Origin of the sequence: Clostridium perfringens ATCC 13124 (genome assembly GCF_000013285.1) — a bacterium.
Taxonomy (GTDB): Bacteria; Bacillota; Clostridia; order Clostridiales; family Clostridiaceae; genus Sarcina; species Sarcina perfringens.
This window is the reverse complement of sequence record NC_008261.1, coordinates 1,767,476-1,784,675: the sequence shown is the minus strand read 5'-3', so window position 1 is coordinate 1,784,675 and position 17,200 is coordinate 1,767,476. Positions and strand designations below refer to the sequence as shown.

Below are 17,200 nucleotides of genomic sequence, written 5' to 3'. Positions count from 1 at the left end.
AGACTAGGTTTAACTAGTCCTTTTTGCATTAGAGTTATATATTTTAAGTGTTTATTGTATAATTATAAATGATTTAATTTTAAGAGGTGAAAATTATGGCAAAAGATAAGAAGCTTAAGACAAATGCTATGAGAATATTAGATTCTAAAAAGGTTTCATATGAAATGTTAAGTTATGAAAGTGAAGATGGAAAGATAGATGGGATTTCAGTAGCTCATAAAATTGGAGTAGATGAGAAAAATGTATTTAAAACATTAGTAGCTCAAGGAACAAGCAAAGAGTTATATGTTTTTGTTATACCAGTTGCAGAAGAATTAAATTTAAAGAATGCTGCTAAGATAGCTGGAGAAAAGAAAGTTGAAATGATAGCAGTTAAGGATATATTAAAATACACTGGTTATATTCGTGGTGGATGTTCCCCTATCGGTTTAAAACGTGATTACAGAACATTTATACATGAGAGTGCTAAAGGCTTAGATTTCATGATAGTAAGTGCAGGAAAGATAGGACATCAAATAAAATTAAATCCCAATGACTTAGTAGAAGTAGTATCTGGTAAATTTGAAAATCTAATAAAATAGTTTTGTCTAAATAAACATAGGTGGATGTTCCCCTATAGGAATGAAAAAGAACTATAAAACATTTATACATGAGAGTGCAGAAGATTTAGATTTTATAATATTTAGTGCAGGAAAGATAGGACATCAAATAAAAATGAATCCAAAAGACTTAGTAAGTGTTGTAGAAGGGAAATTTGCATTTTTAATAAAATAGTAAAAACTAATTAGAGTAGAGTTTAAAAGAACTTTTAAGAAATTAAAAGTTTAGAATTTTTAAAATAAAATTTAATTATTAAATCAAAAAGAAGCCACAAAGTTTTATGTGGCTTCTTTTTACTTTTTAAAGCATAGTTTTAGCAAATTTCATTAAAGAAGGAGCAGCTGCTAAAAGACTTTTGTTTGATTTTGAATTCATTTTTTTCATTGCACAGGTTACACCTATAATGCCTGCTGCAGCTCCTATGCAGGATGCAATAAGAACTTTTTTATTTACTTGAATTTCTTTGTTTAATAGACAAGATCTTATTTTGCAATCCTCATCATTAGAGTTAGCACAATCCTTTAAATCTTCAATAGAATCAAAGAATGAATAATCCTCTAAGTCATCTTCCTTAGAGTTATTCATTGAATAGTTATCTCTATAATGAGATGGGGGAACAAAGCGTTTAGATTTTTTTCTTAAGGCCTTGTATTCTTTATCCATATTTATACCAATTGCTTTATACATAAAATCACCTCAAATTTATTATTTACAAAATTAATTTATATAATCACAAATTAAAATCTTTTTATAATTTCCTTAATGATAAAAACTTAAAGATTAAAATAATATATTAAGTAACTTTAATATGATTGGTGAATAAAATGTATTATGTGGGATATATTCCAAATTTATTTAGAAGGCGTGAATTTGTATGAATAAAAATGATTTAAATAAAGTTGAAGAAGGATATTATGGGAATAAGGAAGATTATTATGATAAGCAAGGGCATTGTTACACTAGTTTTTTTATAAGTGATATTATTATAGATAACAATAAGAAAGGTAGCGTTACAATAAATAATAATTTTGATATTTCTAAAGAAAAAAAAGATTTTTTGAAAGAAGAACTTTTAAAATATTTTAAACTTGAAAAAAATGAAAGTTTAGATGATGAAGAGTTAGATAAACTTATAAGATTTTTTGTAGAAAATTTAGGAGCACAATTTTATATACAAGGGGTTATAGATTCTTATAAATATATTGTTGAAAAATCTGATGATTTGTTGAGTGTAGAAAGATGATAGAACATAGAAGTTGTCCAATTTAAATAGGGACAACTTCTTTTTTTGTTATTTTTGATATTTTTTTGTAACTATTTTGTTGATAAATTCTACTAAAGAATATATTATAGAAGGTGAAGAATTATTTTAGGCAGGGCTTAATATGACTACTAGGGAGGATTGTGTATGAATAGGAATAAGATAGCAGCTTTGATTTTTGCTGTATCAACGGTATGTGTTGTTTCAGCACACAGTGAAAATGCTTATGCAACAGAACATAAAAATTCTAATCAATTAGAAGAGAATAATCAAACTAGATCGGTAAAAAAAGGACAAGTTATAAATGTAAGTACAAATTTAAGAATTAGAAAGAGTCCAAATACAAGCAGTGATGTTATTGGATATTTAACTAATGGTGAAATTTTTAATATAGATGGAAAAGAAGGTTCATGGTATAAAATAAATGCTAATGGTAAAGTTGGATATATTCATGGAGATTATGTTAAAGAAGTAAGTGGAAATTCTAATAGTAGCAGCAATAATAGTGTAAGTAATTCAAATTTAGATACTTCATTAGCTGGGAAAAAGGGTACTGTTGTAAACGTAAGTACTTCTTTAAGAGTTAGACAATCACCAAGCACAAGTAGCTCAGTTGTAGGTAGCCTAAGAGGTGGTCAGACATTTGAGATAAAGGGTAAAAGTGGAAGTTGGTATTATATAAATGCAAATGGACTTACAGGCTATATTCATGGAGATTATGTACAAGTAGGTGAAAATAGTTCAAATAATGGTGGGCAATCATCAGGAAATAATGGACAATCATCAGAAAATAATTCAGGAATGGATACTTCATTAGCAGGAAAAACTGGTAAGGTTGTAAATGTAAGTACTTCTTTAAGAATTAGACAATCACCAAGTACAAGTAGCTCAGTTGTTGGATCATTAAGTGCAGGCCAAACTTTTAAGATAAATGGTAAAAATGGAGCTTGGTATAATATTGATGCACAAGGAACAAAAGGACATGTTCATGGAGATTATGTACAAGTATTAAGTGGAAACGAAAGTTCTAATAGTGGAAGTAATAATAATCAAAGTGGAAGCCAAAATAACAATTTAGATGAATCTTATAATGGAAAAGCTGGAAAGGTTGTAAATGTAACAACTAATTTAAGACTTAGAAGTCAACCTAGTACTAGTAGTTCTGTTTTAGCATATTTATTACCTAATGAAAGATTTACTTTACAGGGAAAGACTTCTTCAGGATGGTTTAAAGTAAATTATAATGGAAAAATTGGTTATTTACATGAAGATTATGTTAAAATAGTATCTTCAGATGAAGGGGCAAATGGAAATACAGGCGGAAACCAAAATGGAAGCACAAGTGGTGGACAAGTTAACCAAAGTAAATATGAACAAGTTTTAAGTATTATGAAATCTCAAATTGGTTCTCCATATATTTATGGAGGTGCTGGAGAAACACTAACTTCAAGCTTATTAAGTAGCTTAAGAAGAACTTTCCCAGATCATGCTGCAAGAGGATTTTATGATATACCATCAAACTATTTAAATGGAAATTACAGAGCCTTTGATTGTTCTGGATTAATGCAATGGAGTTTTAGACAAGCTGGAATTAGTTTAGGAAGAACAACTTGGGATCAAATAAACAATGGATATGAAGTTTCTCCAAGTAATGCTAAGCCAGGAGACTTATTATTCTTTAGTAATTTAGGCCATGTAGGTATGTATATAGGAAATGGTCAATGGATAGAGGCGCCTAACAAAGGTAAATTTGTTTCTATTACATCTGTTCCATGGAGTAAAATAGGAAGAGCAAGAAGGGTTCTTTAAGATTAACATAATAAATTTATTATAAAGCAAGTTATATTTAGCAATAGCTTACTAAATATGACTTGTTTTTTTATTTATTCAATATACAAATTTTGTAAAATATTATATAATTAGAATGTAAAATAATGGGAGGTGATTTGGTGAAAAAATTATTATTATTTATTAGTAGTTATGAAGGGGAAAAGAGTAATTCTTATTATATAGCAAATTATATAGAAAAAAAGTTATTAGGTAAGGTAGAATGTACTAAAATATTATTAAGTGATAAGGTGATAGATGGGATAAAAGATAAAGTTAGAAAGTGTGATAATGTGATTTTTATTACTTCATTAAGAAAAGATGAGTTTAATAGAATATCAAAAATGTTTTTAGAGGCCATTAGAGAGGAAAATAAGAATAAGGAGCATAATAAAGAAATAAAGTTTTCAGCTATTTTAAATGGTGATGTTGAAGTTTTAAGTGGAGTAGAAAAAATAGAAAAATTATTAGAAAACTGCATGGAGATATGTAACAAGAAATATATTGTTTGGCAGAAAGGCATAGGAGTATTAGCTAAATTAAATCTATGGGAAAGTGGTTTAGAAAACAATGCTTTAGAATATGATCAATTAGAAATAGAATTAGAAATGTTTTGTCAAGATATAGTAAATGAAAAGAGATACCACCATAATAGCTTTGCCATACCTAAAAAGGGCAGTGGGTTTTTTAAATTTATAAATAATAAAATAAAGCAATTTACTTAGGTTTATAACTAGAATATAATCATTAAATAAAAAATATATAATTTATGGAGATTAATTATATTTTTTATGATTTTGAGACTATTAAGTTATTATATAGATTAAGTTATTTAAATAAAAAGGGGATTAGAGAACATTATATAGCTTTGTTAAAAAAACAAAACTATATAATGTATTTTTCTTTAAATAAATTTTTCTTCAGTGAAAATTACTTGTATTTTTATAATTATTTTTATAAATGAAGGCTATTATCTAAAGTCCTTTTTTATTAGAATCAGGGGAAATACCTTTATCTTTTAAAATTTCATAAATTGTTTTAGATGTTGTATCTTCCATTGAATAGCCTAAGTCTATTAAAATTTCACTAAGTTTTTCCTCAGAAGAAGTTTCTATTTCTATGTATGGAAATGGACAAAATGATGGGTCATTAATATCTATTTCTATTAATGAATCTTTATATTTATAGCTTTCTCTATATTTCTTTATAGTTTCAAATAAATCTAATCCTAAAGATTTAAAGATATTTTTACCCATAGCCCCATCTTCTATGATTGTTTCATTTTCTTCCATTACTTTAAACTTATTTTGGCTAAGCATTTTTTTTGTAGTCATAAAATAAACTGTTTTATTGTTTATAAGGTCTTCAACAGTTCTTATTCTTGCATAACCTTTTTTATCTAATAATTTTCTATCTGGAAAATCAAAAATATCGTTTGTTTGATTTTCACGCTTTACATTCTCTGCTCCAAGTTTATTTAATGTTTCTCTTATCTTTTCAACATCTATATCTATAATACGTGTTTCAAGTTCTTTCATAATTAAAATACCTCCAAATTCTTTATAATACTATTATAAACAAATTGTTAAAGGGAGAAAAGAATAGTATGGTGATTTTTCCTTTATACTTTGATAAAATATAAGATGTGTCAAATTTAAGAAAAGTGGGAGGATAAAGATGGAATACGTAAATGATATAAATATAATAGAAGCTGTTATACATATATTAGACAGTAACAGTGATGAACCTATATTAAATGAGTATAAATTAGAGTTAACAGATGAAATTTATAAGTTTATATATAAGCATGTAGAAAAGGGGTTAAAAAGTGAAGATTTAAAGTATGCTGTTTTTAATCCAGAAAGACATATAGTTAAGGAAGTTTCTCAAGATTTTTTAAATGGAGTTAATAATGATATAGTGGAAGTTTCTAAGGAACTAGCAAGACAGATGTTTTATATTATGAAGGCAAATATAAATATTCCAAGTTGTGATTTACTTACAGTATCAATATCCACAGATCAAGGACCTATGCTAGGAATTTTAAAAATGGATTACATAAAGAACTTTACTCATAAGGTTGATTTTGTCCATGATAAAATAGGGATAGGAATAGTAGAACAGGCAGCAGGACTTCCAGCATCAGGACAAAAAGTTCAAAAGTGTGCATTTATAAAACCTATAAGAGAAGATCAAAAGGTTAATCTTATGGTAATAGATAAGAAAAAGAAATCTTCAGAAGGGGATGAGTTATCTTTAAATTACTTTGTAGATAACTATTTAGGATGCACAGTTTTTCAAAATGAAAGAGATATGACAAAAACTTTTGTAAAGGCAACAGAAGAGTGGACTAGGAATAATATTATTGAAGATGCAGAAAAAGCTGAAGGTATAAGAAGTAAAATAAAGAATAAGCTTAAAGAAGAGGAAATTATAAATATAGAAGAATTATCCCGTGAGTTATTTAATGAAGAAGAGCCTATACTAAAGAATGATTTTACAACCTTTGTAAGAGGTCATGGCTTAGAGAATGATGTTGAAGTTGATAAACTTTGGATTGAAAAAAAGATGAAGAGAACTAGACTTAAAATAGATAAGGAAATAGACTTATATATTGATGATGAAGCTTATCATGATGACTCTAAATTTGAAATTGTGAGAAATGGTGATGGAAGCATAAATATGGTTATAAAAAATATTAAGAATTATATAGAGAAATAAAAAAAGAGATTAGAAAATCTAATCTCTCTTTTATTATTTAAAACTATTAAGCTCTGTTTACTGAACCGAATAATTCCATTTTTTCTTTAACTGTAGCTTTTATAGCTTCGAATCCAGGATTTAATAATTTTCTTGGGTCAAATCCTTTTCCTTCTAAGTCTTTTCCAGCTTCTATATATTTACGAGTAGCTTCAGCAAATGATAATTGACACTCAGTATTAACATTTATTTTTGATACTCCTAATGATATAGCTTCTGCGATCATATCTGAAGGGATTCCAGTACCACCGTGTAATACTAAAGGCATATCTCCAGTAGCAGCTTTAATGTTAGCTAAAGCTTCGAAGTTTAATCCAGCCCAGTTTGCAGGGTATTTTCCGTGAATGTTTCCGATACCAGCAGCTAACATAGTAACTCCTAATTCAGCGATTTGTTTACATTCAGCAGGATCAGCGATTTCACCAGCTCCAACAACACCGTCTTCTTCTCCACCGATTGATCCAACTTCAGCTTCAACTGATACGTTTTTAGCAGCAGCTAAGTTGATTATTTCTTTAGTTTTAACTATGTTTTCTTCGATTGAGTAGTGTGATCCATCGAACATTACTGATGAGAATCCAGCATCCATAGCATCTATAGCTCCTTGGTAGCTACCGTGATCTAAGTGTAATGCTACAGGAACAGTTATTTTTAATTCTTCTAACATTCCGTTAACCATTCCAACTATTGTTTTGAATCCACACATGTATTTAGCAGCACCTTCTGATACTCCTAATATAACTGGTGAGTTATTTTCTTGAGCAGTTAATAATATAGCTTTTGTCCATTCTAAGTTGTTTATGTTGAATTGACCAACAGCGTATTTTCCTTCTCTTGCTTTATTTAACATTTCTTTTGCGTTAACTAATGCCATTTTGTTTACCACCTTTCAAAATCTTTCATTAACTTTTATTAGATTTATATATAGGGACAAAAAAAGTCCATGCGGGACTTGCCCCTTTCAATAACATTATAAACTAAAATCATTATAAATTCCACAATAAAATATATTTTTTAGGTTGGAATTTAAAATATTACCTATATTAACCTTCTGAATATCCTTTATATGCTTTGTATAGCTCTTGATTATATGTACTGAGGATAAACTATTGGAAACATCTTCAGCCTTTATATATTGAGTTAGACTAAGTATTTCCTTACTTAAATTATCTAATTGTTCATGATTTATGTAAAGAGATAAAGAAACATAATTTTCTTCTAAGAGATTACTTAACTTTAAAGACTCTTCATAAGATTCCTTCCAATCCTCTTTACTTAAGGAATTTTCTATTTTATTACTATAATCATTTACCTTGTCACATACATTTATTAGTTTATTATTAAAAAATAGAACAGAAGCAAGGAGGGAAAAAAATATTACTGATGAAATTATAGTGTTTTTCATAGTATGATGTCCTCCTTATCTTTCTGATTTTTTCTTTGAATAAATAATTTCCCATTAGAATCCATCATAACTAGGAATAATTTATCTCTAGGTGGATAATTAAGGGACTTTAATTTTTCATCTAACCATTTTTCATCCTTGTTCATTCCTTGAAGAGCTTTTTTATTTAAACGCCCATCTTCAAATAAAACAATTGGAATTTTTGATTCGCTTTCTTTTATTTTTAAGTCTTTTCTCTTAACATTATCACAAGCACTTTTAGGAATTATTGATATGGTTCCATTAGTTTCTATAATTGCATATTGAATATCGCTTATATCTAGATAACCAGCGCTTCGTAATTCTTCTAATATATCGTTCATTGTTAGCCTTTGTTTTTTCATCATTTCTAGGTTGATCTCTCCATCACTTATTATTATGGAAGGAGTACCATCTAGGATTTTTTCAAATAAACGGCTATGTTGTTGGATTTCAGATATTAATATTTTTACAAATAAAAGTGTAATTATAGGTACTATTCCTAAAAGGAGAGGAAGACGAGTATCTTGCATTGGTAAGGATGCTAAATCAGATAGCATTAAGGTTATTACAAGCTCGTAAGGTTGCAATTCCCCAATTTGACGTTTACCCATAAGTCTAATACTTATAATTACAATGAAATAAAGTATTGCTGTTCTTATAAAAGTTATTAGCATAAAAAATACCTCCTCTAATAAAATAGGGTAACAAATTTAAAGGGGATTTATACAAAAATAGATAATTTTTTTGAAGTTTTAAGTGTATAATAACAATAAGGCGGCTTATAAGTAGAGAGGAATGGTGTTTATGAAAAGCTTTAGGGTTAATGTAAATGGAGAAAGTTTACTCTTTAATGAGGGAGAAAAATATTCAGCAATTTTAAAAAAGGACTATATAAATGAAAAAATACCTATTACTTTAGTTAAACAGAGGAATAAGTATTATGAGTTTACTGATTTAATAAATAATGATGGGGATATAGAACTTATAAATATAAGTGATCCACATGGAAAAATAGCTTATAGTAGAACTTTACAGTTTGTATTTATAAAAGCAACTTTAGACTTATTTAAGGATGCTAGAATAAATATAGAGCATTCTATAAGCAAGGGAACTTTTGGAGAAATTCACAAAGAAAAGGCCTTAGATGAAGAGGATATACTAAAAATAAAGAAAAAAATGCAAGAGATAATAAATAAAAATATTATAATAGAAAAAATAAAGATGCCTAAGAAAGAGGCTATTTATATATTTAAATCTTATAAGATGCAGGATAAAGTTGATTTATTACATTGGGTTCAAGAAGAGTATGTAAACTTATATAAATTAGAAGATAGGTATGATTATTTTTATGGAGATATGGCATACTCTACAGGAGTTTTAAAGTATTTTGATTTATTATATTATAATCCAGGTTTTATACTTATGGTACCAAGCCATAAGGAGCCAACAGTTGTACCTGTATTTAAGGAACAAAAAAAGTTATTTAATGTATTTAGAGAGAATGAAACATGGTTAAATATATTAGGAACTCCAGATGTAGGTTCTTTAGATTATAAATTAGAGGGAGAAGAATCCTCAGACATAATAAGGGTTTCTGAGGCTTTGCATGAGAAAAAAATAGCACAAATTGCAGATATGATAAGTGAGAGAAAAGAGGTTAAAATTGTTTTAGTAGCAGGGCCTTCCTCTTCAGGTAAAACAACATTTTCAAAAAGACTTTCTATACAGCTTAGAGTTAATGGTTATATACCAATAGCTATATCCTTAGATGATTATTTTATAAATAGAATTCATACTCCTTTAGATGAAGAGGGAAAACCTGATTTTGAATCTATAAATGCTTTAGATTTAGAATTATTTAATAAGAATCTTTATGATATTTTAGAAGGGGAAGAAGTAGAAATACCTTCTTATAATTTTAAAATAGGAGAAAGAGAATGGCTAGGCAACAAGATTAAACTTCCTGATAATGGAGTGCTTGTTATAGAGGGAATACATGGACTAAATCCAAAACTGACAGAAAAAATTCCTTCAAAGAATAAGTTTAAGGTTTATATTTCTGCTTTAACACAATTAAATTTAGATAATCACAATAGAATTCCAACTACAGATGTCAGAAAAATAAGACGTATAGTTAGGGATTCTTTATCAAGAGGATATGGAGCAGAGCAAACTTTAGAAATGTGGAGTTCTATAAAAAGAGGAGAGGAAAAGAACATATTTGTTTATCAGGAAGAAGCAGATGTTATGTTTAACTCCACTTTAGTTTATGAATTAGCAGCGTTAAAGGAATATGCCTTAAGAGAATTAGAAAAAGTAGATAAAAATAGCAGTGTTTACTATGAAGCTAAAAGAATAATAAATACATTAAAGTTTTTTGTGGAAGTTAAGCCAGAGAGAGTAACTGAAAATTCGATTTTAAGAGAATTTATAGGTGGAAGTTGCTTCTATAAGTATTAATTAAATTAAAATTAAAAATATAGTAAGGAATTTATTATCTGTAATACTTAAAATATATTAGAAATTAAGTAGGGATTAATACAATTTATAAAGATTAGTTTGAAGATATTTTAATAATAAAGTATATTAAAATAAATGAGATGTATCAAAATAAAGTGTAAGCTTTATTAATGATACATCTCTATTTTATTTAGCTATTAAGTGAATTTGTAAATCTCTTGAAACCTTCTAAGCCTTCTTCATTTAATTTAAACACACCACAGTGCTCTAAAACAGATACGAATTTGTTTGATAATTCTTTATTTACAAAGTCATTTAAATCTGTTGATGATTTTAAATAATCAAATTTCTTCTTTAATTCAAGGGCCCATGGTCTATGATATTCTTCAATATTATCTAAAGAAATTTCATCCCTTAAGTATTCCTTTATTTTTTCAAGCTCTTTTAAAAGTCTTCCAGGTAAAACAGCAAGTCCCATAACTTCTATTAGGCCTATGTTTTCCTTTTTAATATGATGAACTTCTTCATGAGGATGGAATATTCCAAGAGGATGCTCTTTAGAAGTTCTGTTATTTCTAAGAGATAAATCAACTACGAATTTTCCATCTTCTTTTCTTACCATAGGAGTTATTGTATTATGCATTTCACTATTAGAATAAGCTAATATATCTAAAGTTTCATCTGAATAATCTCTCCATTTTTTTAGTATTAAATCAGAAGCTAATACTAGAGAATCTATATTTTCTCCTCTTAATCTTATAGTAGAAATTGGCCATTTAATAGCTTCACATTCCACATCTTCAAAGCCATCTATAGAGAAATTAAATAGTTTCTTAGCATCATTCATAGGGAATCTATGATTTCCTCCTTGATAATGCTCATGGGAAAGAATAGAACCTCCAACTATAGGTAAATCAGCATTTGAACCAGCAAAGTAATGAGGGAATTTATCCACAAAACTTAATAAATTTTTAAATGTTGAAATATCTATTTTCATTGGAACATGATCCTCTGAAAGTATTATGCAGTGTTCATTATAATAAAGATAAGGGGAGTATTGAAGCATCCAAGTTCTATCATTAAGATCTAATCTTATCATTCTGTGATTAGCTCTATCAGGGTGAGTTACTGTTCCCTCATATCCTTCATTTTCTATACATAATAAACATTTTGGATAATTACTTTTAACAGAATTTCTTGCTAAAGCTATTTCTTTAGGGTCTTTTTCAGGTTTTGATAAGTTTATTGTAATATCCATAGTACCATATTTAGATGGTGCCTTAAAATTTATATTTTTAGCTATTCTATCAGTTCTTATATAATTTGAACTTTTACTTAAAGAATAGAAATAATCTGTACTTTCCTTAGGTGAAATAGCATATCTTTTATAAAATTCCTTGTTTATTAAAGATGGTGTAGGTAAAAATATATTCATTATATCACTAGAAAATATGTCTTTTGAATATAAAGCATCTTCTATGATTTTCTTTTCTATAGCTATATTTATTAGTTCATTTAATGTTTCATGAAAAGAAAGCGTAAGCTTCTCTTCACATGGAGTATAACTATTTTCATTAAATAGACTAAGAAGTCTATTTCTAGTATATACAGTGTCCATGTCTTCTATGAGATTATTATTTATTGATATCTCTATTAATCTATCTATTAAAGCATTTAAATTATACATGAAAAATCCCCCTTAATTAAATTGAAGAGGGCATGTATCAAAATAGGTTTTTATAAAACTTACAAAGAGTATGTGTTTGTAAGTTTTATTATTATATTTTGATACAGCCCAAAGGTTTTATTTTAAAGTTCAGTAGGACCATTACCTATAGAAGCAACATAGAATGATGCTTCATATCCTATAGCATCCTTGTAAGCCTGTCCAACATTTTTAATAAATTCATCAACATGAGCATTATTAACTATTGCTATGGCACATCCACCAAAGCCAGCCCCAGTCATACGAGCACCTAAAACTCCAGGTTGTTTCCAAGCGTTTTCAGCTAGGGTATCTAATTCTTTACCAGTAACTTCATAATCATCTCTTAGGGAAATATGAGACTGATTCATAAGTTGTCCAAATAATTCAAGATTATTTTCTTTTAAAGCTTTTACAGCATCTTTTACTCTTTCATTTTCAGAAATAGCATGTACACATCTACGTAATTTATTAGAATCTTCTATTTTATCTTTATATGTTTCAAATTCTAATGAAGTTAGTTCACAAAGAGAAGAAATATTAGTATATTTCTTTAAAGTGTCTAAAGAATCATCACATTCTTTTCTTCTTTCATTATATTTAGAATCTGCAAGTTCACGTCTTTTATTAGTGTTCATTATAATTATTGAATTATCTCCTAAGTTTAAAGGAACATATTCATAATATAAGCTATTACAATCAAGTAAAATTGCCTTATCCTTTTCTCCTAGAGAAATAGCAAATTGATCCATTATACCACTATTAACACCTATATAAGTATTTTCTACCTCTTTACCTATTAGTGCAGCATCTACCTTTGAAATATTAAGAGAAAAGAAAGTATCTAAAATTTTTACTATTAACATTTCTAAAGATGCTGAAGAGGAAAGACCAGCTCCGTTTGGAAGATTTCCATTGATAACTAAGTCAATACCCTTATCTATTTTATATCCTTTTTCTATAAGTACTTTTAGTACTCCTTTAAGATAGTTTGTCCAATTATCCTCTTTTTTATAAGATAAATCATCTAAAGAAAACTCTATTACTCCAAGAGATTCAAAGTTAAGAGAGTAAGCTCTACAAATTCTATCTTCTCTTAAGCTTGCTGCTGCAAAAGTTCCAAGAGTTATTGGGCAAGGAAATACGAAGCCCCCATTGTAGTCAATATGTTCACCTATAAGATTTATTCTTCCTGGTGAGAAAAATAATGAAGTAGGTTCTTTACCAAAATTATTAATAAAAGTTGATTTAAGTGTATTTAATTCCATGATATACCTCCGAATAGAAAATCTGTAACTTAATTATACGATTACAAAAAATAAAAATCAATTGTTTTACTAAAAATTTTACTAATTTTTTGTTAAGTTATTTTTAAATATAGAATTTTTGATAAAATTCTTAAAACTAGCATGTTTAATAGAGTAAAGATTATTGAAAAACTTATATTAAGTTGTTAAAATCAAACTATAGATATGAGAGGGAGAGTGAATAATTTGGTTATAGAAAGTAAAATTAATGATGAAATAAGTAAAATAGTATTAAAAAATAATAAAGTATATGTGGAAATATTAAACTTAGGTGCTATTGTAGAAAAAATAAATGTAGAGGATAGATATGGAAATAAAGAAAATATAGTTCTTGCATATAAGGACGAGAAAAGCTATATTGAAAATCCTTCAAGTTTAGGTGCTGTAGTAGGAAGAGTAGCAGGTAGAATAGGAAGGGGTTCCTTTAAATTAAATGATAAGATTTATGAGTTAGATAAAAATAATAATGGAAACTGCCTTCATGGAGGGTATAAAGGTTTTAGTAAAAAAATCTGGGATTATTCATATAGTGAAGATGAAGAAAAATCTACAGCAACATTTACTTCTTTTAGTAAGGATAGAGAAGGGGGATTCCCAGGTAATTTAAAGGTCAAGGTTACTTATTCTCTTGAAGGAGACAAGCTTTCCATAGAATATAGAGCTTATTCAGATAAAGATACAGTAGTAAACTTAACTAATCATTCATATTTTAATTTATCAGGAAACAATAAAAGAAATGTATTAGAACAAAAACTTTATATAGATTCAGATAAAATATGTGAATTAGATAAAAACTTAATTCCAACAGGAGAGTTTTTAAGTGTAGAAAAAACACCTTTTGACTTTAGGGAGTCAAAAAAAATAGGTGAGGATATAAATAAAAACCACTTGCAATTAGAAATTGGATCAGGATATGATCATCCATGGGTTTTAAATAAGAAGGGTGATTTTGATGCAATCTTAGTAGATGAAGAATCAGGAAGAATTATGAAGGTTAAGACAGATCAAAAGGCAGTAGTATGTTATTCAATGAATTTTCCAGATGAATTACCTTTAGAAAATGGCAAAGTAGCCAAAAAGCATGATGGAATATGTTTTGAAACACAAAACTTACCAGTAGGATATGATGATTGCTTCTTAGATGGAATAATACTTAAAAAGGATGAAGAGTATTATCAAAAAACAATTTTTGAATTTAAGTGTATATAAAAAAATGTATGGAAGAATATTTCTTCCATACATTTTTTATTAGTTCTTTTTCATGTATTTTCTCATATCAAGAGCTACAGCTAGAACTATAATTAAACCTTTTATAACGAATTGTAAATAAGGGCTAACACCTATAAAAGCTAGACCATAGTTTATAACTTGGAATATTAAAACACCAGTTACTATTCCAGGAACAGTACCAACACCACCAGCAGTGGAAACTCCACCAACAACACAGGAAGCTATGGCATCTAGTTCATACATTTCACCAGTACTAGCAGTAGCACTACCAACACGACCAGCTTCTAGAGTACCTGCAAAACCATAAAGAACTCCAGCTAACATATAAACTAATAAAAGTGTTCTAACAACATTTACACCTGAAACCACAGCAGCTTCTCTGTTACCACCTATGGCATAAAGGTTTTTACCAAATTTAGTTTTATTCCATAAAGTCCAAATTACAGCTATTACAATAATTGCATATATAACTAAATAAGGTATTTTTATATTTCCATATATAGGAATGGAACCAAGTGTAAAATTACTAAAGGATTGGCTAAGACCACCTATTGGCATAGCTCCATATGGAGGTCTATCAAAGTATATTGAGTTAAGTCCATATATTCCTGTCATCATTCCTAGAGTAGCTATAAATGGAGGAACATTAAATTTAGAAACAACTAATCCATTTACAAGACCAACGATTCCACAAACAGCCATTGCTATTAAAATTGGAATGAATATAGGTAATTCAGGTAAATTAGGATACATTTTATATGCATAATCTCCAGCTTGAAGTAAAGAAGCTGATACTACGGCAGCAAGTCCAACTGTTCTACCAGCAGAAAGGTCAGTACCTTCAGTTAAAAGTATTCCTCCAACTCCAAGAGCTATTATTATACGAGAAGAGGATTGGCTTAATATATTAATAAAGTTTTTTAGTGATAAAAAATCTGGTGAAATAATACAAATTCCTATTAATAAGGCCACTAAAACTATATAAATAGCATTATTCATTAACCATTGGCTATTTAAATTAAACTTTTTCTTTGATTTGGTTTGCATTGTTAACTCCTCCTGTTACTGATAGATATTTTGCAGATAGATGCATAATTTCCTCTTGGGTAGTCTCATTAGCATTAACTATGCCAGAAACCCTACCATTACTCATGACTAGTATTCTGTCACATACACCTAAAAGTTCAGGCATTTCAGAAGAAACCATAATTATTCCTTTGTCTTCTTTAGCAAGTTCATTTATAAGTTGGTATATTTCGAATTTAGCACCAACATCTATACCTCTAGTAGGCTCATCTAGAAGTAGTATTTCAGGTTTTCTAAGAAGCCATTTTCCAATTACTATCTTTTGTTGATTACCACCAGATAGGCTACCGATTAGAGTTTTTTGACTTGGAGTTTTTACTTTCATTGAATCTATAACCCATTGAGTATCTTTAGAGATTCTTCCATTTGCTAAAAGACCGGTTGATGTTTTATAACTATCTATATTAGCTATTATAGAATTAAAATCTATAGGTAATTTTCCAAAGATTCCAGTTTGTCTTCTTTCTTCAGTAACAAGGGCAAAACCATTTTGCATAGCCTTAAAAGGCTTACTGTTATCAACTTTTTTGCCATGTAAAATAATATCTCCAGAGCCCTTTTCTCTAAGGCCAAATAAGGTTTCTAAGGTCTCAGTTCTTTTAGCACCAACAAGACCTGCAATTCCTAAAATTTCTCCCTTTCTAAGTTTAAAGGAAACATTCTTTAATTCATTTTTGGCATCACTAAGATTATTTACTTCTAAAATAGTTTCTTTAGGAATATGATCCTTTTTAGGGAATCTATCAGTAAGTTCACGTCCAACCATAAGTTTTATTATTAAATCCATAGTAAGATCTGAAGCTTTTTCAGTAGCAATCCATTTACCATCTCTCATTATGGTAACTTCATCAGAGATCTCTAAGATTTCTTCCATCTTATGAGAGATATAAATTATACTTATTCCTTGCTTTCTAAGTTTATTTATTATTTTAAATAGATGACTTACTTCTTTTTCTGTTAAAGAGGAAGTAGGCTCGTCCATTACTATTATTTTAGAGTTATACGAAACAGCCTTTGCTATTTCAACCATTTGCATTTGAGAAACAGATAGGGTAGAAACCTTATCACGAGGATTAACATTTATATCTAGATCTTTAAAGATTTTTTCTGTTTCATCATACATTTTCTTTTCATCTATAAAAAGTCCTTTTTTAGGATATCTACCAAGCCAAAGATTATCCATAACATTTCTTTCTCTAACTTGATTTAGTTCTTGGTGAACCATAGATACTCCATTATCTAGGGCGTGTTTTGAATTTTTAAATTGTACCTTTTGGCCAGAAATAAAAATTTCTCCTGAATTAGGGTGATATATACCAAATAGACATTTCATTAAGGTTGATTTACCAGCACCATTTTCTCCCATTAATGCATGTACAGAACCTTTTTTTACTTTTAAGGTTACATTATCTAAGGCTTTAACCCCTGGGAATTCTTTAGAGATATTTCGCATTTCTAACAGGTTTGAAGAGTCTTTCATCTTTTTTTACCTCCTGTTTTATTAAGGGCATATATCAAAATTAATTTTGATATAGCCC

17 protein-coding genes are annotated in these 17,200 nt (G+C 28.4%); 8 read left to right on the top strand and 9 right to left on the bottom strand.

All coding sequences use genetic code 11. From position 1 onward, the window contains the following. Positions 1-95 precede the first annotated feature (95 nt). Positions 96-581 carry a Cys-tRNA(Pro) deacylase gene (gene ybaK / locus CPF_RS07615; protein ID WP_011590768.1) on the top strand — a complete coding sequence of 162 codons (486 nt, stop codon included), beginning with the start codon at positions 96-98 and terminating at the stop codon, positions 579-581. 40 nt (positions 582-621) lie between these two features. Further along, complete coding sequence (locus CPF_RS07610) at positions 622-774, top strand: hypothetical protein (protein WP_003481409.1); 153 nt, start codon at positions 622-624, stop codon at positions 772-774. Between the two features lie 126 nt (positions 775-900). On the opposite strand, the gene CPF_RS07605 is transcribed toward CPF_RS07610, so the two are convergent. Beyond that, positions 901-1,287 carry a hypothetical protein gene (locus CPF_RS07605; protein ID WP_011590767.1) on the bottom strand — a complete coding sequence of 129 codons (387 nt, stop codon included), beginning with the start codon at positions 1,285-1,287 and terminating at the stop codon, positions 901-903. Positions 1,288-1,474: 187 nt separating this feature from the next. On the opposite strand from CPF_RS07605, the gene CPF_RS07600 reads away from it, so the two are divergent. From CPF_RS07600 to CPF_RS07590, 3 genes are all read left to right on the top strand, one after another. Then, positions 1,475-1,843: a DUF2164 family protein gene (locus CPF_RS07600; protein WP_003449139.1), complete on the top strand. Its 369-nt coding sequence runs from the start codon at positions 1,475-1,477 to the stop codon at positions 1,841-1,843. Between the two features lie 165 nt (positions 1,844-2,008). Next, a complete protein-coding gene (locus CPF_RS07595; protein WP_011590766.1) occupies positions 2,009-3,670 on the top strand; it encodes a C40 family peptidase in 1,662 nt (553 codons plus the stop codon). Positions 3,671-3,810: 140 nt separating this feature from the next. Then, complete coding sequence (locus CPF_RS07590) at positions 3,811-4,413, top strand: hypothetical protein (RefSeq protein ID WP_041702689.1); 603 nt, start codon at positions 3,811-3,813, stop codon at positions 4,411-4,413. Positions 4,414-4,662: 249 nt separating this feature from the next. Here the strand turns inward: CPF_RS07590 and CPF_RS07585 are convergent, their stop codons facing one another. Further along, positions 4,663-5,226: a class IV adenylate cyclase gene (locus CPF_RS07585; protein WP_011590763.1), complete on the bottom strand. Its 564-nt coding sequence runs from the start codon at positions 5,224-5,226 to the stop codon at positions 4,663-4,665. A gap of 139 nt (positions 5,227-5,365) precedes the next feature. Here CPF_RS07585 and CPF_RS07580 point away from each other — a divergent pair, with 139 nt between their 5' ends. Then, positions 5,366-6,409, top strand: a complete 1,044-nt coding sequence (locus tag CPF_RS07580; RefSeq protein ID WP_011590762.1) for a nucleoid-associated protein — start codon at positions 5,366-5,368, stop codon at positions 6,407-6,409. A gap of 46 nt (positions 6,410-6,455) precedes the next feature. On the opposite strand, the gene fba is transcribed toward CPF_RS07580, so the two are convergent. The 3 genes from fba to CPF_RS07565 all read right to left on the bottom strand — a co-directional run bounded on the left by fba (position 6,456) and on the right by CPF_RS07565 (position 8,548). After that, a complete protein-coding gene (fba, locus tag CPF_RS07575) occupies positions 6,456-7,322 on the bottom strand; it encodes a class II fructose-1,6-bisphosphate aldolase (RefSeq protein WP_003449129.1) in 867 nt (288 codons plus the stop codon). Between the two features lie 96 nt (positions 7,323-7,418). After that, complete coding sequence (locus CPF_RS07570) at positions 7,419-7,853, bottom strand: DUF4363 family protein (protein WP_011590761.1); 435 nt, start codon at positions 7,851-7,853, stop codon at positions 7,419-7,421. Continuing rightward, positions 7,850-8,548 (bottom strand): DUF421 domain-containing protein, encoded by a 699-nt coding sequence (locus CPF_RS07565; RefSeq protein WP_003472738.1) that lies wholly within the window; start codon positions 8,546-8,548, stop codon positions 7,850-7,852. Before CPF_RS07565 ends, CPF_RS07570 begins: the two co-directional genes overlap by 4 nt. 130 nt (positions 8,549-8,678) lie before the next feature. Between CPF_RS07565 and CPF_RS07560 the strand changes: the two genes are divergently transcribed. Next, on the top strand, positions 8,679-10,334 hold the full coding sequence (locus CPF_RS07560) for a nucleoside kinase (protein WP_003460743.1): 1,656 nt from the start codon (positions 8,679-8,681) through the stop codon (positions 10,332-10,334). A gap of 190 nt (positions 10,335-10,524) precedes the next feature. On the opposite strand, the gene galT is transcribed toward CPF_RS07560, so the two are convergent. Together galT and CPF_RS07550 are read right to left on the bottom strand one after the other, a co-directional pair. Beyond that, positions 10,525-12,021 carry a UDP-glucose--hexose-1-phosphate uridylyltransferase gene (galT, locus tag CPF_RS07555; RefSeq protein ID WP_011590760.1) on the bottom strand — a complete coding sequence of 499 codons (1,497 nt, stop codon included), beginning with the start codon at positions 12,019-12,021 and terminating at the stop codon, positions 10,525-10,527. Between the two features lie 122 nt (positions 12,022-12,143). Further along, positions 12,144-13,307: a galactokinase gene (locus tag CPF_RS07550; protein WP_003465923.1), complete on the bottom strand. Its 1,164-nt coding sequence runs from the start codon at positions 13,305-13,307 to the stop codon at positions 12,144-12,146. Positions 13,308-13,532: 225 nt separating this feature from the next. On the opposite strand from CPF_RS07550, the gene CPF_RS07545 reads away from it, so the two are divergent. Then, positions 13,533-14,555, top strand: coding sequence for an aldose epimerase family protein (locus CPF_RS07545; RefSeq protein WP_011590759.1), 1,023 nt, complete (start codon positions 13,533-13,535; stop codon positions 14,553-14,555). A gap of 39 nt (positions 14,556-14,594) precedes the next feature. Here the strand turns inward: CPF_RS07545 and mglC are convergent, their stop codons facing one another. Both mglC and mglA read right to left on the bottom strand, forming a co-directional pair. Beyond that, entirely contained in the window at positions 14,595-15,623 is a 1,029-nt protein-coding gene (mglC, locus tag CPF_RS07540; RefSeq protein ID WP_003449090.1) for a galactose/methyl galactoside ABC transporter permease MglC, read from the bottom strand. Beyond that, positions 15,595-17,142: a galactose/methyl galactoside ABC transporter ATP-binding protein MglA gene (mglA, locus tag CPF_RS07535; protein ID WP_003449162.1), complete on the bottom strand. Its 1,548-nt coding sequence runs from the start codon at positions 17,140-17,142 to the stop codon at positions 15,595-15,597. Before mglA ends, mglC begins: the two co-directional genes overlap by 29 nt. Between the last annotated feature and the right edge of the window lie 58 nt (positions 17,143-17,200).